17 protein-coding genes and 1 pseudogene are annotated in these 19,338 nt (G+C 44.9%); 2 read left to right on the top strand and 16 right to left on the bottom strand.

What is annotated here, in order from left to right; translation table 11 throughout:
• Positions 1–91: 91 nt before the first annotated feature.
• From BQ7997_RS07210 to BQ7997_RS07130, 16 genes and pseudogenes are all read right to left on the bottom strand, one after another.
• On the bottom strand, positions 92–661 hold the full coding sequence (locus BQ7997_RS07210) for a nitroreductase family protein (protein ID WP_073345017.1): 570 nt from the start codon (positions 659–661) through the stop codon (positions 92–94).
• Positions 662–691: 30 nt separating this feature from the next.
• Entirely contained in the window at positions 692–1,777 is a 1,086-nt protein-coding gene (locus tag BQ7997_RS07205; RefSeq protein WP_073345015.1) for an HpaII family restriction endonuclease, read from the bottom strand.
• A gap of 51 nt (positions 1,778–1,828) precedes the next feature.
• Positions 1,829–2,611: a C39 family peptidase gene (locus tag BQ7997_RS07200; protein WP_073346420.1), complete on the bottom strand. Its 783-nt coding sequence runs from the start codon at positions 2,609–2,611 to the stop codon at positions 1,829–1,831.
• A 139-nt stretch (positions 2,612–2,750) separates the two neighbouring features.
• Positions 2,751–3,365, bottom strand: a complete 615-nt coding sequence (locus BQ7997_RS07195) for an IMPACT family protein (protein WP_022139805.1) — start codon at positions 3,363–3,365, stop codon at positions 2,751–2,753.
• 283 nt (positions 3,366–3,648) lie between these two features.
• The gene (locus BQ7997_RS07190) at positions 3,649–4,896 is read right to left on the bottom strand and encodes a DUF1015 domain-containing protein (protein WP_022139806.1); all 1,248 of its coding nucleotides are present in this window, start codon (positions 4,894–4,896) and stop codon (positions 3,649–3,651) included.
• A gap of 85 nt (positions 4,897–4,981) precedes the next feature.
• Complete coding sequence (locus BQ7997_RS07185; RefSeq protein WP_073345012.1) at positions 4,982–5,902, bottom strand: NAD(P)-dependent oxidoreductase; 921 nt, start codon at positions 5,900–5,902, stop codon at positions 4,982–4,984.
• A gap of 98 nt (positions 5,903–6,000) precedes the next feature.
• Positions 6,001–7,068, bottom strand: a complete 1,068-nt coding sequence (gene serC, locus BQ7997_RS07180; protein WP_073345010.1) for a 3-phosphoserine/phosphohydroxythreonine transaminase — start codon at positions 7,066–7,068, stop codon at positions 6,001–6,003.
• Positions 7,069–7,330: 262 nt separating this feature from the next.
• The gene (locus BQ7997_RS07175) at positions 7,331–8,665 is read right to left on the bottom strand and encodes a DEAD/DEAH box helicase (protein WP_073345007.1); all 1,335 of its coding nucleotides are present in this window, start codon (positions 8,663–8,665) and stop codon (positions 7,331–7,333) included.
• 6 nt (positions 8,666–8,671) lie between these two features.
• Positions 8,672–8,851 (bottom strand): hypothetical protein, encoded by a 180-nt coding sequence (locus BQ7997_RS07170; RefSeq protein ID WP_022137688.1) that lies wholly within the window; start codon positions 8,849–8,851, stop codon positions 8,672–8,674.
• Positions 8,852–9,149: 298 nt separating this feature from the next.
• Positions 9,150–10,424: an NADH:ubiquinone reductase (Na(+)-transporting) subunit F gene (nqrF, locus tag BQ7997_RS07165; protein WP_073345004.1), complete on the bottom strand. Its 1,275-nt coding sequence runs from the start codon at positions 10,422–10,424 to the stop codon at positions 9,150–9,152.
• Positions 10,425–10,442: 18 nt separating this feature from the next.
• On the bottom strand, positions 10,443–11,069 hold the full coding sequence (gene nqrE / locus BQ7997_RS07160; RefSeq protein ID WP_005676340.1) for an NADH:ubiquinone reductase (Na(+)-transporting) subunit E: 627 nt from the start codon (positions 11,067–11,069) through the stop codon (positions 10,443–10,445).
• Positions 11,070–11,111: 42 nt separating this feature from the next.
• Positions 11,112–11,795: an NADH:ubiquinone reductase (Na(+)-transporting) subunit D gene (locus BQ7997_RS07155; protein WP_073345002.1), complete on the bottom strand. Its 684-nt coding sequence runs from the start codon at positions 11,793–11,795 to the stop codon at positions 11,112–11,114.
• Between the two features lie 18 nt (positions 11,796–11,813).
• Entirely contained in the window at positions 11,814–12,488 is a 675-nt protein-coding gene (locus BQ7997_RS07150; RefSeq protein ID WP_022137691.1) for a Na(+)-translocating NADH-quinone reductase subunit C, read from the bottom strand.
• 13 nt (positions 12,489–12,501) lie between these two features.
• A complete protein-coding gene (locus BQ7997_RS07145) occupies positions 12,502–13,674 on the bottom strand; it encodes an NADH:ubiquinone reductase (Na(+)-transporting) subunit B (protein ID WP_022137692.1) in 1,173 nt (390 codons plus the stop codon).
• A 121-nt stretch (positions 13,675–13,795) separates the two neighbouring features.
• A pseudogene (locus tag BQ7997_RS07140) lies at positions 13,796–15,267 on the bottom strand (Na(+)-translocating NADH-quinone reductase subunit A).
• A 241-nt stretch (positions 15,268–15,508) separates the two neighbouring features.
• A complete protein-coding gene (locus BQ7997_RS07130; RefSeq protein WP_073344999.1) occupies positions 15,509–16,909 on the bottom strand; it encodes a C1 family peptidase in 1,401 nt (466 codons plus the stop codon).
• Between the two features lie 165 nt (positions 16,910–17,074).
• On the opposite strand from BQ7997_RS07130, the gene BQ7997_RS07120 reads away from it, so the two are divergent.
• Entirely contained in the window at positions 17,075–18,346 is a 1,272-nt protein-coding gene (locus tag BQ7997_RS07120) for a BamA/TamA family outer membrane protein (protein ID WP_073344997.1), read from the top strand.
• A 243-nt stretch (positions 18,347–18,589) separates the two neighbouring features.
• Positions 18,590–19,336, top strand: a complete 747-nt coding sequence (locus BQ7997_RS07115; protein ID WP_073344994.1) for a TolC family protein — start codon at positions 18,590–18,592, stop codon at positions 19,334–19,336.
• Positions 19,337–19,338: the final 2 nt, after the last annotated feature.

Genomic DNA, 19,338 nt, shown 5'->3' with positions numbered 1-19,338 from the left:
AGGAGTCCTAAAGCGCCGCTTTAAATGTTGTAAAGCACCGCTTTATGAATCGTAAAGCGTTGCCTCAAAATAATAAGTCGGCTGATATTCTCTATTTGACAATCGTCACCGTACCCGCCTTCACTTTTTTCTCTTTCATCGGAATCTTTGGGTCAGCATATCCCAAAGCTACGCAACCATACACCTTATGATTTTCCGGTACTCCAAGTGAAGTAATAAATTCGCGGACTTCAGGATCATCACACGTTGTACCTAACTGATTAATCCAACAAGAACCGATTCCCAAAGACTGGGCGGCAAGGAACATATTCTCGATTGCACAGGCACAATCCATACCTGCCCACCATTGGGTGGGTTCATTAGATACAATCACCAAAGCCGGAGCATGATAATAACAACAATAAGTCTTGCTATGACCACGTTCCTGCAAACGGGTATCATCACTTTTTGCGAAAGCTCCCTTAATACGTTCGTTCAGTTCCGCCAGTTTGTCGGTATTCTGAATAGCCGTGAAATGACAGGTTTCCAAATGCATTCCACTCGGAGCATAAGTCGCCGCTTCCAAAATCGCCTGCAAATCTTCTTCTGAAACTTGTTGATTCGTATAGGCCCGTACACTACGACGTGCTTTGATGTTTTCTAAAATCTCATTTGTTTTCATACTATGTTTTGAGCTTATCTTGTTTAGAACCTATCTTTTAACCAGACCAATCTTCGCATTCAGCTTGAAATAATATACTCCGTTCTCCCTTTCCAGGAATCCGTATTTATCCTTATCCAAAGAACCTTTCTCCAGCCGGGTATTCAGGAACAAGAAGTCTTCCATCACTTGTTTCTCCGATTTATGATAACAGAGTACATTGCCGTTGCCATCCACCAATAGTATACCTTCTACTGCCGAATCCTGTCCGTTATAGATTTTCGCAGGACGCATACCCAATGCCAGTGCCATCAAGAACTGCTTCATCTTAAATTCATAGAACTTATGCTTGTTTATCAGTTCATCTTTAATCTTCAACGGGTTTATCTGTTTGATAATCTCCGTCAGTTCACTGATACGGGATATACCATCCAGATGCATGATGCGCACCATTTCCGTCAAGACTCGCGGGAAATGCAAGTCAATCATCAACAGATTGCTACGGAATACACGGTCGGCCACATCCGAATATTTGAGTACACCACCCAAACGTTCAATCATCATCATTCGCTCGGCTACCTCATTAGGAGATTCAGGCAAAGCATTAATCTTGTTCACTGTCGGAGTGGCAAATTTAATTCCACTCTGTTCCAACTTAAGATTCGCGGCACGTCCCCCATCCAACAACGGATTCATTGCACTCAATCGGGAACGGACATTAAATCCTCTCAACGGTGCTTCCGGATGCCAAAAAGCGACAGAGAAGTCTGTACGGTCTTCCGTCTTTGCTTCCAAATCGTAGATACCCGCTTCGTCCAAAAACTCTTCCACTCCGTCCGGTGAGGTAACGTCATTCTCCGAAGAAGATTTAACGGCCTGTAATATCAATTCGGCCACAATGCCGAAATCCTCGCGAGGCATGGACTTAATCCCTGTTTCTCCTTCGATGCGAATCGTTTCTTCTTCAATATAATACCGGCGTGTTCCGTCATGTTCTTCCCGTTGAATCATTGCCACAGGCCAGGAAATCTCTCCTGCTTTCGCCTCTGCCGTACCTAATACAACCTTCCCGTCCGCCAACAGGCGGAAGAAAGTATATAGTTCACACCACTCTTTTTTAGTTGCTTCAAATGCCATATATCTTGTTCTTCTTTATTTTACTAATGATGTTTTATAAATGCATTGCTTTTATTGACTGATAACCCGTGGCAACTCCATAGACGAAATAAAAGGGGGAACTACATAAGTCACCTCTTCCAATGGCGGCAATTTTCCCACTTGTGCAAAGAGCGGATTACGTATCCATTCTTTGGGGGTAACCACGATAAAACGCCCTGTCCAGCAGCCATCAAAATAAGAGGGATTACCCGTTTGTTTCTTTATGGGATAGCAGATATTCTCACCTTTACTCCGCATCTCCGGCGAACGGCCGGGGTCATTCACCCACACATGTTTATCATCAATGCCGCGAAGTACCATCCAATGTCCTCTCGGCCCGGGACGCAAGCCACGAACTGCACCTGTATATCTTACATTCACCAACACAGGAATACCACGGTCGATATAATCTTTCAATATCCGGTAATCTTTCTTTTGGAAATGCTCGGCACTTACCATATTTTCGTAATAACGCGCCAGTGAATCTATCTCGAAAGAATAATAACCACCCTGCCCTATCGAAGTACGCCGACGGAAAGGAGCACGCTTTTTCAGGAAGTAGTTCCGCTGATATTCTACCAGTTTCTTTTCCGCATCTTGAGCCGACCGTTGTTTGTCGGTCGTCATCCCTTTAAAATAGTCGAATACCATCAAAGAGGAAGCCAGGGAACAATGCGAATAAGGACACCCCGTGATTTTCTGCGAATACCAGGGAACGGGAATATTATTAGGAGCTGACTTCTGCGCTTCCTGAGGCTTCTGCGTCTCCTGAATCTTCCGAGTCTCTTGAGTCGTTCGAGTCTCCTGAATCATTTGAGTCTCCTGTGCACAAACAACCCGAGCACTCCCCCATGCAAGGAAACTCAAAAGCAGAATATAAAATATGCAGTATTTCTTTCTCATTCAAATTCAATCTAATCGACCTGTTCCAACTATCACTACTTTCTACACGTCAGTTCTCTTCATCATCAAGAATCCGCGCTGTCTCCACCTTTTCCAGTCGTGCACGCAGTTTCGGCATCATCGAACGGCGAATCCGCAGTGTCATGCTGCAATCCATGTCATACGACTGGTTGAGAATCTCCGGTTCTTCTTCTTTTACAATGCGCATGATGTCATTCATAAAAGGATATTCGAACATGACTGTCACATCATCATCTACCGTTTTCTCTATAATCGTAGCGGCAGCGATAGCTTCGGCAGCAGCAGCCTTATAAGCAACAATCAATCCACTGGTTCCTAACTTGATTCCACCGAAATAACGGACTACGATAATCAGAATATCCGTCAGTTCATTGGAATTAATCTGTCCGAGAATAGGCTTGCCTGCCGTGCCGGAAGGTTCTCCGTTGTCATTGGCACGAAAATCCTTGCGTGCCGCACCCAACATATAAGCATAACATACATGGCGGGCATCATAATACTTCTTCTGATACGTTTCAAGATGTACCTTTATCTCGTCGATAGTACGCACAGGAAGGGCGATAGCAATGAACTTGCTTCGCTTTTCTGTATAAATACCTTCGGAAGGTTCTGTAATGGTTTTATAAGTATCTTCAGCAGTCATGGCGCAAAGATACGGCTTTATTGAGAAAATTCAATCTATCATTTGGAAATATTAAGTGATGTTCATTCATCAATATGCGGTCGAATTGATGCAAACGAGCGGTCGTTTCAGTATAAATGAGCGGTCGTTTTACTGCAAACAAACGGTTATTCTATTACAAACGAACGGTTATTCCATTATAAACGAACGGTTATTCCATTATAAACGAACGGTCGAACTGCTACAATCGGTTGTATGATTGTAACGGTTCGACCGCTTGATTTTATTAAATAAGATTTATTCTTTAATCCAACTTATGAATAACCAGTCCCGAGCGGAGTTTAGGTTCAAACCAAGTGGTCTTGGGCGGCATGATATTACCTGTATCCGCAATATCCATCAGTTGTTTCATAGACACAGGATAAAGTGCCAGAGCAACTTTCATTTCACCGCTATCCACACGTTTCTTGAGTTCGCCCAATCCACGGATACCGCCAACAAAGTCGATACGCTTATCCGAACGCAAGTCTTTTATTCCCAGGATTTCATCTAAAATCAGATTAGAAGAAATGGTAACATCAAGTACACCGATAGGGTCATTATCGTTGTATGTTCCGGCTTTGGCAGTCAGGCTGTACCATTTATCATTCAAGTAAAGAGAGAAGTTATGCAAACCGGATGGTTTGTAAATATCCGCACCTTTCTCTTCTACGACAAAGTTCTTTTCCAATGCAGCAAGGAACTGTTCGGGAGTCAATCCGTTGAGGTCTTTCACTACACGGTTGTAATCAATGATAGTCAGTTGATTGGCGGGGAAGCAAACGGCCATGAAGTAATTATATTCTTCATCACCGCGATGATTCGGGTTCTGCTTCGCTTTCTCTGCCCCTACCAATGCGGCAGCAGCGGAACGGTGATGCCCGTCGGCGATATACAGAGCCGGCATCTTCGCAAATTCAGCCGTAATGACAGCAATATCCTCGTCCTGGTCAACAATCCAAAAAGTATGGCCGAAACCATCACCCGGAGCTATAAAGTCATAGACAGGCTTTTCCGCAGTATATTTTTTGATAATGGCATCCAACTTATCGTTATCAGGATAAGCGAAGAAAACAGGCTCGATATTCGCATTATTCACACGGACATGCTTCATACGGTCTTCTTCCTTGTCACGACGGGTAAGTTCGTGCTTCTTGATAACTCCATTCATATAATCGGGAACATAAGCACCGACAACCAGTCCGTACTGTGTTTTCCCATTCATCGTTTGAGCGTAGATATAATAGTTTTCCTTCGTATCCTGCACCAACCAGCCTTTGTCCTGAAACGCCTGGAAGTTCTCGGCAGCCTTGGCATACACCGGCTCGTCATGTTCGTCCGTGCCAACGGGAAAATCAATTTCAGGTTTAATGATATGATAAAGAGACTTTTCGTTACCTTCCGCTTCAAGGCGGGCTTCTTCTGAATTCAAGACATCGTAAGGACGGGAAGCAACCTGTTCCACCAACTCCTGCGGTGGACGAATGCCCTTAAAAGGTTTAATTATTGCCATGATATTAGTATTTAATATGTAAAAAATTAAAGCCACAGACTTATTGAAAATCTGTGGCTCAAATATACTACTATTTCTATGAATATTATTTATTCACGCGGAATTTTTCGCAACCGTCTTTCAAGAAACCAACGATTTGTTGGGCAGCAGCAATACCGGCATTGATATTTGCTTCGGCAGTCTGTGCACCCATCTTCTTCGGAGTTGAGAAATAACGTCCGGCAAACTTCTCCGCAAATTCTGCGTTGGCAGCAGGCATGATGTCTGTGATGTATTTGAAGTCGTCACGGTCTTCCATCAACTTAATCAGTTCGGCTTCATTGATAACTTCCTTACGGGCAGTGTTTACCAACATCGCGCCCTTCGGCATATCTTTCAGCAAAGCATAATTGATAGAATTCTTAGTTTCGGCAGTTGCAGGAATATGCAAAGATACAACCTGGCAAGTCTTATAGAGTTCTTCTGCCGAATCAAGTGCTTTCACACCGTCTTTTTCGATTACTTCTTTCGGGCAGAATGCGTCATAAGCATACACTTCCATTCCGAAGCCTTTGGCAACACGAGCCACATTGCGGCCTACGTTTCCATAAGCGTGGATACCCAGTTTCTTGCCCATCAATTCCGTACCGGAAGTTCCGTTATAGAAGTTGCGAACAGCATACACCATCATGCCCAAAGCCAGTTCGGCAACAGCATTCGAGTTCTGTCCCGGAGTGTTCATCACACATACATTGTGGGCAGTGGCAGCAGCCAGGTCTACGTTATCGTATCCGGCACCGGCACGAACTACAATCTTCAGTTCCTTGGCAGCGTCAAGCACTTCGGCATCAATAATATCACTACGGATAATGATAGCGTTAGCATCTTTCACTGCATCCAGCAACTGAGCTTTATCTGTATATTTCTCGAGTAAAGCAAGCTCATATCCGGCTGCTTCTATTTCTTTACGAATACCGTCTACCGCAACTTTTGCAAACGGTTTTTCAGTAGCTACAAGTACTTTCATAATTTAATTCTGTTTATAAAGACTCACCACAGGTTACCCGGATTCTCACAGAATTAAAAAATCTGTGTCCATCTGTGTAATCTGTGGTGAAAATATTATTAATGAAGTTTTTCAAATTCCTGCATGCAATCAATCAAGGCCTGTACGCTTTCTTTCGGCATAGCGTTGTAGCAAGATGCACGGAAACCACCTACTGAACGGTGTCCCTTGATACCTACCATACCCTTTTCAGTAGCAAACTTCATAAAGTCAGCTTCAAGGTCTTTGTATTCGGGAGCCATTACGAAACAGATGTTCATGCGTGAACGGTCTTCCTTGGCAGCAGTACCTACGAACATTTTGTTGCGGTCGATTTCCGCATACAGCATATCAGCCTTTTCGATGGCACGACGTTCCATTTCCTTCACACCACCCTGTGCTTTGATCCAACGAAGATTCAGCATGGCAGAATAGATAGGTACTACCGGCGGAGTGTTGAACATAGAACCACCATCAATGTGTGTCTGATAATTCAGCATTGACGGAATGTAACGTGACACCTTACCTACCGCATCATTCTTCACGATAACGAATGTAACACCTGCGGGAGCCAAGTTCTTCTGTGCACCACCATAGATACAGATATATTTAGAAACGTCAATCGGACGTGAGAAAATATCAGAAGACATATCGGCAACCATCGGAACCGGAGAATCGAGATCTTCCTTTAATTCCGTACCATAAATCGTATTATTGGTAGTGATGTGGAAATAATCTGCGTCTGTCGGGATTGTATAATCTTTTGGGATATAAGTATATGTAGCTTCAGCAGAAGAAGCGACTTCTACAACTTCACCAAACCCCTTAGCTTCTTTCATTGCTTTTTTTGCCCATACACCTGTGTTCAGGTAAGCAGCCTTTTTCTCAAGGAAGTTGAAAGGCACCATGCAGAACTCCAGACTGGCACCACCACCAAGGAACAGCACCGAATAACCTTCGGGGATATTGAGTAATTCCTTGAATAATGCCACTGCTTCGTCAACCACAGGTTGGAAGTCTTTGGCACGGTGACTGATTTCCATTATAGAAAGACCAGAGCCGTTGAAATCTAAAATAGCCTTCGCTGTGTCTTCTATCACCTCACGCGGAAGAATGGAAGGTCCTGCATTGAAATTATGCTTTTTCATTTGAAGTTTGTTTTTGGTTTAACAATTTCGTTACTTTTGTCCTTTGACTTTGCGAATTTACGAATTTATTTCCGGTGCACAAATCTTTCCTTATAAAAATACTGTTTTAAAGCAGATTTTCCTTTCTTTTTATTGGTTTATACAGGATATATACACCATATTGTTATCTACGGATATCAAGTAAGGGATAAAGGTCGAAATATAAACATTGTATGGGGGAGTTACTAATAAAGTGAAAGCGAAATGCAATAAAAACGTATATTTATTTAGCTTCTTCAATAATGGTCTTCATTCCTTTAATCTTCTCTCCGTGAATCAAGTTCAAGAGTTGTTTCACCTTTGCCCGGCGAACGGCAACGAAAGCATAATGTTCCTTCACATCAATCGCACCCACGTCTTCACGAGCCAGGTTTCCTTTCTTATATAGGAATCCGGCAATATCCATCCGGTTCAGTTTTTCCTTCTTTCCCTTACCTATATATATAGTAGCCCAGAGAGATTTCGGCGGACGGGGCGGATTTTCAGGCAAAACGACTGTTTCCATATCTTCGGGAATATAAGCAGGCAATTTTTCTTCCTCGTGGAGAATCAGATAAGATGTTCCGGTAGCGTCCCAACGTGCTGTACGTCCATTCCGGTGCGTAAAGGCTTCTTCATTCACCGGCAGGTGATAATGAATGATGTGTTCAATCTCCGGAATATCCAGCCCACGCGCTGCCAAATCGGTAGAAATCAGTAAATGGCAACTACCATTACGGAATTTGTATAAAGCACGCTCCCGATCCGGCTGTTCCATGCCGCCGTGAAAACGTTCGGCTACCAGTTTCTTTTCCGCCAATAGTTTCTGCACACGGTCTACCGCATCCCTGTGATTACAAAAGACGATGCTTGAACTGCTTCCTAATGAGCAAAGCAGGTTATATAAAGTATCAATCTTGTCTTTCGCAGGAGACATCACCTTCATTAATGTCAAGCGGGATTCCTGTTCTTCAGAAACGTCCGGCAGGAAATCCAGTTTGACCGTCCGGTTCAGTCCTGTAAATTCGGGAATCTCCTCTGCATCCGTAGCCGAGAGCAGCATACGCTTTTTCAGCCCCGGAAGTTGCGTGATAATCTCCGCCATTTCATCATGGAAACCAAACTCCAAAGACTTGTCGAACTCATCAATGATTAAAGTTTCAATCGTTTCGGAATTGAAGTTTCCTTTAGACAAATGGTCGGTGATACGCCCCGGAGTACCGATAATGATAGCGGGATGATTCCCTTGAATACTCTTCTTTTCTTCCGCAATGGGATGACCGCCATAGCAGCAACAGGTCTTCCAGGAAGTTCCCATTGCCTTAAACACGGTATCAATCTGCAAAGCCAACTCACGCGAAGGAACGAGAATCAAGACCTGCACATTTCCGTCATCCGGTTTCAGGGTAAGTAATAAAGGCAATAGATAAGCCAGTGTCTTGCCCGACCCTGTCGGAGACAATAATATAACGTCTTTCCTTCCGGTTGCTTGTTCAAGTGATGCTTCCTGCATCGGATTCAGCTCCTCAATCTTCAGGTTGCGAAGAGCCGACTGTATAATTTCATTTTTCTCTAACATGGGGACTTACACTTTAGCCATACCGGTCAAGATATACCGTCCTTTCAGATTATTCTCCCGCATATAAATGGTAACTTCCGCGCGGCAGGCTGATATTAATGCATATCCGGTCAGTTCCGAACTCATGGCTTTGACAAATGTGTACTCCGTATCGTCGTGAATAAAAGATATACGATGGTATTCCATAACCTGTAATGTATTTAAGTTCTATTGGGCAGTCAAATATACGAATATAATAAATAAGTATAGGCAAAAACAGGAGATTATCTTCAAAACGGACACAAAAAAGCCGAATGGCATAGCGGAAAGACAGGTAGGAAAAAGCACAAAAAGAAAAAGCACAAAAGAAGAAGTGTAACAGAAGAAGCGTAACAGAAGAAAAAGCGGGAAATCTGAAAAAGCTGATATGCTTTTCAGGTTTCCCGCTCTATTCTTATGTTATCTTTCCGGTCATTTCGCCGACCGGAAGTTAACTTCCGGAGAATTATCCGCCGAAGTTATCGAACATCAAGTTCTGCGCCGGTACGCCAAGGTCGTCGAGCATCTTCTCAACAGCTTTCGACATCGGGCCAGGGCCACACATGTAGTATTCAATATCTTCAGGAGCTTCGTGGTTCTTCAAGTAAGTTTCATAAATTACGTTGTGAACGAAGCCTGGAGTATATTTCACGCCCGCAGCATCGGCAGCAGGATCCGGACGGTCAAGTGCCAGATGGAAGGTGAAGTTCGGGAAGTCTTTTTCGATTTGCAGGAAGTCTTCCAGATAGAACACTTCGTTCAGTGCACGGGCACCGTAGAAGTAAGACATCTTACGGTCGGTAGTATGCAAAGTCTTCGTCAAGTGCATAATTTGCGCACGCAACGGAGCCATACCTGCACCACCACCAATCCACATCATTTCCTTGTTGGAATCGAAAATCGGGTGGAAATCTCCGTAAGGACCGCTCATGATAACCTTGTCACCCGGTTTCAGGGTAAAGATATAAGAAGAAGCGATACCCGGCATTACATCCATAAATCCGGGACCTTGTTCTTTCGGCTTGAACGGCGGAGTAGCGATACGCACTGTCAGCATGATACGGTCACCTTCGGCAGGATAGTTCGCCATAGAGTAAGCACGGATGGTTTCCTCATCGTTTTTACATTTCAAGCCCAGCAGACCGAATTTCTCCCATGCAGGCAGATACTCGTCACCAATCAGGCTCTTGTCGATATCCTTATCATAGTCCATTGAGAATTTAGGAATCTTAATCTGTGCGTAAGACCCCGGGATAAAGTCCATGTGTTCGCCTTTAGGCAGAGCCACGATAAACTCCTTGATAAACGTAGCCACATTCTTGTTGGAGATAACTTCGCACTCCCACTCTTTCACGCCGAGTACAGATTCGTCAATCTTGATAGACATATCACTTTTCACTTTCACCTGACAGCCCAGACGCCAGTGGTCTTGCTGCTGTTTGCGACTGAAGTGAGGAACCTCGGAAGGCAGGATTTCGCCGCCCCCTTCGAGCACCTGGCATTTGCACTGTCCGCAAGAACCCTTACCACCACAAGCGGATGACAGAAATACTCCGTTTACAGACAGCGTATTCAGTAAAGTAGAACCGGAAGCCACTTCCAACTCCTTTTCACCGTTGATTGTCAGTTTCACGTCTCCTGATGGTACCAGGAAATTCTTGGAAACCAACAAAATCACAACAAGCAGCAGAATAACCACAAGGAATACCCCAATGCTCGCTAATATTAAATTCATATCCATTGTCTTATTCCTTTCTTTTTAGATGTTCAAACCAGAGAAACACATGAATGCGATTGCCATCAGACCTACTGTGATAAATGTGATACCCAAGCCCTTCAACGGAGCAGGCACGTCAGAGTAAGCCATTTTTTCACGGATAGCAGCCAGGCCGACGATAGCCAGCAACCAACCGATACCCGAACCGAGTGCATAAGAAAGCGCATCCCAGATGTCACCAATATATTTCGGATCACTCGGACCGAGGTTGATACGTTGCTGCATGAACAGGGAAGCACCCATGATAGCACAGTTAACGGCAATCAACGGCAGGAAGATACCCAGTGAAGCGTACAGCGACGGGCTGAAACGTTCTACCACCATCTCCACCAATTGCACGATACCGGCAATAACGGCAATGAAAAGAATAAAACTCAGGAAGCTGAGGTCAACGCCTTCGATGATAGCATTGGCAGCCAGCACCTTGGTTTGCAACAGATAGTTGACCGGCAACGTCACCAATAACACGAAAGTCACGGCGATACCCAGTCCTACGGCAGTCTTCACATTCTTCGATACAGCCAGGTATGAACACATACCGAGGAAGAACGCGAATATCATGTTGTCCACAAAGATAGAGCGGACGAATAAACTTAATAAATGTTCCATATCTTCAATTAAGAATTAAGGATGAAGAGTTCTTCATCTTTATTAATTACTTTCTTCTTGCAGTTCTTTGTGACGTGCACGTTGATACCAGATGATGCAGGCTACGATAATCAACGCCATCGGCGGCATCAACATCAGGCCGTTGTTCACATATCCCAAATCATACAGCCAAGTACTTGACACATCAAGATGAACATACCAAAGAGCCTTTGCTATTAGTCCTTGAATATCAAAACCGAGCAGAGTTCCCGAACCCAGCAGCTCGCGGAAGAAAGCGACGATTACCAGAATCTTGGCATATCCCAAACCATTACCGACACCATCCAGGAAAGATTCCCAAGGACCATTCTGCATGGCAAATGCTTCCAAACGTCCCATGAGGATACAGTTGGTAATAATCAGACCCACATATACAGAAAGCTGAACGCTTACGTCATAAGCAAACGCTTTCAGAATCTCACTTACGATAGTAACCAAGGCAGCTACCACCACCAACTGAACGATGATACGGATACGGTTAGGAATGGTCTTGCGCAACAGTGAAATAACAACATTAGCAAATGCCGTGATAACCGTTACCGAAAGTCCCATTACGATAGCAGGCTCCAGTTTTGCGGTAACAGCAAGTGCAGAACAGATACCAAGCACCTGTACGGTAACCGGATTATCTATTCCCAACGGAGCAGAGAATACTTCTTTATTCTTCTTTGAAAACAGTTGTCCCATATTCTTTTCTTCTCCTTATTATTTAGTTAAAAAACTCATGTAACTACCCAGACAAGCTTTCAGCATGGCATCCACACCTACAGAGGTGATTGTACCACCCGAGATACCGTCCACCTGATATTCAGGTTTCTCTACCTTGCCGTTCTTCACAACTCCCAAAGCGACAGAACCGCCTTCCAACGTCTTCTTACCTACGAATTCGTTCTGGAAATGGTCGGTTGCGATTTCAGCACCCAGACCCGGAGTCTCACTTGCATGGGAGAAATAAGTACCGTAAACAGTATCCTTGTCTTCGTTCAGCGCAACGTATCCCCAGATAGCGCCCCAAAGACCGGCACCGTAAACAGGAACTACATATTTAGTCTGACCGTCCACTTCGCATACAAATACGTGAAGACGTTGTTGTTCTTTTGCCTCTTTTTCGTAGTTGGTAGCAAATTCGCCTGTATTTTCAGTCAGCGTACCGTCTACGTTCATCAGCATGTCACCTTTTACATATTTCTGATATTCGGCATCCGCATCTTCCACATTCTTGATATTCAAAGCAGCAAGAATCTGCTTCTTCGTGTCGAGCTGCACGTTTTTGTCTTGTGTAGCTTTCAGTGAAGAACTAACGAATGCCAGCAGGAATGCTACGATAATAACCATTACCGAAGCATAAATGATAGTATAACTATTACTATTTGTATTCATTTTCATCCGGTATTTATAGGTTAGACTTGATAGCACGTTTTTCGCGGCGGCTGATATTACCCTGTACTACACAGTAGTCAATCAGCGGAGCGAAGATGTTCATCAGCAGGATGGCAAGCATCATACCTTCAGGGTAACCCGGGTTCAGGACACGGATGACGATAGCCATCACACCGATCAGGAATCCGAAGATGTATTTGCCCCTTTCCGTACGTGCGGAAGTTACAGGGTCGGTAGCCATAAACACGGCACCGAAACAGAAACCACCGAGAACGAGGTGTTCGTACCAAGGCATGTTAGCCATAGCGTTGCCTTCAATGCCGATTGCATTGAATACCCAAGCCATGAATGCACCACCGACAAATACGGAAATCATTGTCTTCCAGCTTGCAATACCTGTCCACAAAAGGATAACGGCACCAATCAGGATGGCAATCACACTTGTTTCACCGATAGAACCCGGAATAAGACCTGTCACCATATCCATGTTGAATGCAGGGGCAGCGCCTGTTGTAGCGGCTTCTCCCAGCGGAGTGGCAACGGTTAGTCCGTCTACTGACTGTCCCAGGCCGAAGATGCTGTCGCCCGATACCCAAACGGCATCACCGGACATCTTGGTCGGGTATGCGAAGAACAGGAATGCACGGGTAATCAACGCCACGTTGAAAATGTTCATACCTGTACCACCGAATACTTCTTTGGCGAAGATTACAGAGAATGCAGTAGCTACGGCAAGAATCCACAACGGACAGTCTACCGGAACGATCATCGGGATCAGGATACCTGAAACAAGGAACCCTTCCTGAATTTCTTCTTTCTTCCATTGGGCTACAACGAACTCAATGCCAAGACCTACTACATAAGATACGATAATTTTGGGCAGTACTGCCAGGAATCCGTAGATGAACATTTCGAAGAAGCTGCCTGCGGCACCTGTATGGGTGAAATGCTGGTAACCTACATTGTACATACCGAACAGCAATGCCGGTACTAACGAAATAACCACAATCGACATGATGCGTTTGCTGTCAATCGCGTCGTGTATATGCGTTCCCGTTTTCGCAGTCTTGCTGGGCACGAACAGGAATGTTTCGAAGCCGTCGAACACCGACTGGAATGCGTGGAATTTGCCGCCTTCTTCAAAGTTCGGCTTTATCTTATCGAGATAATTTCTTAACGCTTTCATTTATTAAATTGAGAATTGAGAATTGAGAATTGAGAAATAACTACGCTGTGTTTACCGGAAGACGATTTCACAAAGTCCCAACTATCATTTTTTAATTTTTAATCTTTAATTATTAATTCTCTTATGCCATTTCCGAGCGAAGCATGTCGAGTCCGACACGAACGATGCGTTGCAGTTCCATCTTTGAAGAGCAGACAAATTCGCAAAGCGCGAAGTCTTCGGGAGCTACTTCATAGATGCCGAGCGCTTCCATGCGGTCGATGTCGCCGGCGATGATGGCCTTAATCAGGAATTCAGGCAGAATGTCCATCGGAAGCACTTTGTCGTACTCGCCGGACATGATCATATGGCGTTCGCCACCCTTGATACGTGCGTCCAGTGTGTATTCCTTCTTCCCCATCAACCAGCTAAAGTATGAGCGGTTGACGCTATACTGATTGAAACGCGGCATGATCCATCCGAGCATTTCGTGAATGTCGTCTCCTTCGGGGATGACTGTCACCTGGCTGTGGAATGCGCCTAAGAATCCGTTCGGGGACACTTGCTTTCCTGTCAGCACGTTACCGCTGATGTAGCGCAGGTCTTTGCCTGTTGTTACGTTGCCGGCAAACACGTTGGTGAGCAGTGCGCCTACCTGAAGTTTGCAGTATGCAGGTTTCAGCACTTCGGAACCTGTCACGGCTACTGTGCGCGTGAAGTTTACGCGGCCTGTATTGAAGAGACGGCCGATGAAGATGACAGCTTGCGGATCAATTGTCCATACTGTTTCGCCCTTGGATATGGGATCAAGATGGTTGATCTGAACGCCCACGTTTCCTGCAGGGTTCGGCCCGTCAAATGCGGTAACTGTAACGTTCTTTGCCTGTGTCAGCGCGGCAGCGTTCTGCTTCACGCTAATGTTCAGGTAAGTTTTTGCCATCTTGGCGAGGGCATCGAGTCCTGTCTGGAAATTTGCTTCTTCGCCTTTCAGCGCAAATTCGAAGTCGGGTGCCAGCGGATTGCTGTCGAATGCGGATACGAAGATTCCCTTCGGGAAACCCGACGGATCTGCGATGATGTCATAAGGACGCTGTCTGATGAACGCGAACAGTCCGGCATTCAACAAAGCAGCTTTCACTGAATTGCCGTCCATCACGTTGACATCCATCTTACCGAACTCTTCGTAGTCCTGCTCTGCAGCAGCTTCCACCACGATGTTCAGTACCTTACGACGGGCTCCACGCTCTACACTTGTCACTACGCCGCTCACGGGCGAAACAAATTTTACTTCAGGATGATACTTGTCGATAAACAAGGGTCCACCAGCCATCACATACTCCTGCTCTTTTACGACTACCTTCGGCGTCACTCCAGGAAAATCATCGGGTACGAGTGCGTAAAATCCCGGCTCTTTCACTGTTGTGTACGTCTCTGCAGCCGTACCTTTCAGGTTTATGTCAAGGCCTTTGCGTAACTTTATTACATTTGCCATGCTATAAATAAAATAATGGTTTCATAAATTTGCCGCAAAAGTAATAAATAATAATGTGATTAAAGAGGAAAAAAGAAAGGAATTACGGAAAAATATCCGTAATTCCTTTCGTGTTCGTACACACAATCATCTTTCTTTTGTCTTGAAACAAAAGAAAGAAGCAAAGAAAAATTCAAGGCTTACTTTTTTCTCCCACTCTCTTCCTGCACTTCGCTAAAGGGCAGAAACTCGCTACGCTCAAACAGTCTGCCCTTCTTAACGCTACGTTTCGGGCGTTCGCTTGACGGAGAAAAAAGTAGGCCGATCCCCATGCGGCGTGTTCGCTGCTGAGGACATGTTACTGGTTGAGTCCTCAAAACAAGGTTATTTTTCTTCCGCAAACATGGGGTCCCAAGCCGGAAGGCGGATGGGTTTCTGCTTGAGGATTTCAGAGACTTTCTTCGTGGCGTATTTTGTTTCTATTACAAGGCGGAACATATATTCGTTGAACCAGTCGTCGGTCATGATGAGATGGCCTTGATAACCGGAAGCGGCGCCCCAACTATTTTCAACCATCCATTTGGTTGAGTTTCCATTTTTGTCGAGGTCTACCGCCATGAGTGTCATGGCGTGGCTTGAGCCGCTGGCAAAGCTTTGGATGCGCTGCTTCTTGTTCATGCCGAACGTAGTGCCCATGAGAGATTCGTAGTCGTAGTTTTTAACATCCAACAAACCACGGTCGGAGTTGAGGAATTTGCCTACGTCGCAAGAGAAATACATCATGGTGCTGTCTTTGAGAGAGGTTATAGCCATCTCTTTGATGTCTTCGATGGGGAGGTTGACATAGGTCCAGTTCTTGCCGTCGTAACGATGGCGGTCGTAGTCTATTTCATAACACTTGTAATAATCGCGGCTGGGGTCATTCATGAGCATGACGTAATTCCCGATGAGGTTTTCGTCACCATACTTCTTCAAGAAAGAAAGCGGGGTGTAGGTTTCAGTAGAGACGGGCTTGCCTTGGGCGTTGTATTCCGTCCAGGTAAATTCAGTGGGGGGAACACCTAAATTTAAGACAAGCATGCGGTAGATGGTACTGAGCATTTCGGTCTTAGTCTTTTCGAGGGCTGCCGGTTTTGTGCCTTTGGCGGCAAGGTCGCGGAGTTGAAGCCCTTGTTCGCGGAGCTTCAAGGTAATCAGGTTCGCCATGCGAGATGTGCTTTCGCTGCTGTTCGTTTCGGGCATTACGTCTTTGGGGACAAGTCCGTATTTACTCACGATGTCGGCTACGCCGGTAAAGGTACCACCGTCACTCAAAGGATGACGGAAAAGCCATTCCACCATTTTGTCATCCATCGGTTTGTCGCTGGTGTCGATGATGCCTTGCAGGAAAAGGTTCGCTTTCTCCAGTTGGTCGAAGAAGAAAGGGTAAGTTTGTGAGAATTCGAATGAGCCAAGGTTGTGCTGGGCGATGGCTTTGGCACGCATCACGTTCAGACCGGTGAAGAGCCAGCAACGGCCGGAAGATTTCTGGTCGGTGATACCTTTGGAATTCACTTTGATAGAAAAGTGCGTATCCATACCTTTCAGGTTGTCCTGGTTCAGAGCCAGTTTGCGGATGTCGTTGTTGCCGATGGCGTTGCGGATGGCCTTGTCATTCGGGGTGTTCTGGTAACTCTGCTTGATTTGCTGCATCATGTCGTCGCTGATGCCGCCTTTCACTTCTTGCGCTTGTGTGGAATAATAGAAAGCACAGAAAACAAAAACTGATAAAATTCGTTTATTCATTCGTATGATAATTTAGTTTAAATAGTTTATTAATCAATTACACTTCGGATATAGTAATAGAAAATCGCAAATTTACGATTCTTTTTTAGAATTATTATCTAAGAGTATCAAAACTAATCAAAATAAAAGAGTTTTCTTTGCAGTCGAATTCCTCAGAAAGAAATTATGAAGAAATATATAATAGGTGTATTGATGATGTTCCCGTCCATCAATAGTATGTCGGCTACGGCTGACAGCACAGCAGTAAGAAGCGACGAACTGCCAATGTCTGCAACTTCTATCAGTGATGATATCCGGACAGATAGTAACGGCACTTTGTCAGATACCATCCCCACCCTCTCCAAACGGGAGTTACGCCGCCAACGTGTGGCAAAGCGGAATCTTCACTATAATATATTAGGTGGGCCCAGCTATACGCCGGACTTCGGTCTGTTGGTAGGCGGTAGCGCGTTGATGACGTTCCGGATGAACCCGAGTGATACCACCCAGCGACGTTCTGTGGTGCCGATGGCCATTGCGCTGATGTTTAAGGGCGGGTTGAACCTGATGACGAAACCGCAACTGTTCTTCAAAGGCGACCGTTTCCGCATTTTCGGGACATTCTCCTATAAAAATACGATTGAGAATTTCTACGGTATCGGATACAGTACCAATAAAGACTATCCCCGTGGTGAAGATACCAGTGAATATCGTTATAGTGGCATTCAGGTGAACCCGTGGTTCCTTTTCCGGCTGGGTGAAAGCGATTTCTTTGCCGGCCCGCAAGTCGACTTGAATTACGATAAGATTACTAAACCTGCGGAAGGAATGGTTAATCAGCCATCCTATATTGCAGCAGGCGGAACGGAGCATGGATATAAGAATTTCAGTTCGGGACTCGGCTTTCTGCTGACCTATGACACACGTGACATTCCCGCTAATGCTTATCGGGGAATGTACCTGGATTTCCGCGGGATGATGTATAACAAAGCATTCGGCGGTGATGATAATTTTTACCGTTTGGAGTTTGATTACCGCCAATACAAGACTGTCGGAAAACGGAAGGTAATCGCCTGGACGGTGCAGACGAAAAACGTATTCGGAGATGTACCGTTGACGAAATACGCGCTTAGCGGAACGCCGTTCGACCTTCGCGGATATTACATGGGACAGTTTCGCGACAAGTCATCTCATGTAATGATGGCAGAATACCGCCAGATGATAAATACGGACAAGAGTACATGGGTGAAAAAGATGCTCAATCACGTAGGTTATGTGGCTTGGGGCGGATGCGGATTCATGGGCCCTACTCCGGGCAAGATAGAGGGCGTTCTTCCTAATCTTGGCTTAGGTTTGCGCATCGAAGTACAGCCCCGGATGAATATACGTCTCGACCTCGGTAGAGATATGGTGAATAAGCAGAATTTGTTCTACTTTAATATGACGGAGGCGTTCTGATACAAGCCGGTGTGGAAAGAGTTTCTGTTCAGCCATAAGGACTTTCTGTTCAGCTATAAAGACGTTCCGGATTGGTATGCAAGCATTCCGTTTCGGAACGATGGAAGTATTATAAATAAGTATTCGTGTACAATTTAAGGGGAAAGAATATAAAATAGATAATAAAAGACTGCTCACAAATGAAATTAATCCTTATATTTGCGCAAGCTATAGCACAGCAAGAGCAAATAATAGGATTTTTTTATGAAGCAATTTATATGTTTTTTTTCGGGGTTACTACTCTTATTCACTTCCGCCACTCATGTGGTTGCACAGGAAGTCGGTAACTATTCCCAGTTAAGTGAAGATGATTACAGCAATATAGTCCTTCCCCCTTTGGATGTTTTATTCGAGAATGCCAAGAACAATCCCATTTATGAAATGGCGGATGTAAAGGCGGCAGTAGAGCGTAAATTACTAGCTAAAGAGAAACGCGCTTTTCTCGGTTTCTTTTCTCTAAGAGGAAGTTATCAATACGGAATGTTCGGCAATGAGTCCACATATACAGATGTGGCGATTGCCCCCTACCTCACCTATTCCACCCAGGCACAGAACGGATATACGCTAGGTGCGGGAATAAATATCCCTTTGGATCTGCTCTTTGATCTCAAAGCCCGTGTCACCCGGCAAAGGCTTACCCTTCGAGGAGCAGAGTTGGAACGGGAAATCAAGTATGATGAAATCAAGAAAAACATCATTGAAACATATGCAGCGGCCATTTCCCAGATTAAGATTCTTAAAATGAGAAGTGAAAGCCTGATACTCGCCAATGTGCAATACGAAATATCCGAAAAGAACTTCGCCAACGGAACCATCGAGTCTACAGACCTGGCAACGGATAAAGAAAGACAGTCTCAGGCGCGTGAATCATACGAAAACAGTAAGTTTGAGTTGACAAAGAGCCTGATGGTGCTCGAAGTTATTTCACGCACCCCCATTATAAGAAAATAAAA

The organism is Bacteroides congonensis (genome assembly GCF_900130125.1).
GTDB lineage: Bacteria > Bacteroidota > Bacteroidia > Bacteroidales > Bacteroidaceae > Bacteroides > Bacteroides congonensis.
Note: the sequence above shows the minus strand (reverse complement) of the source record. Positions and strands in the feature narration are given on the sequence as shown.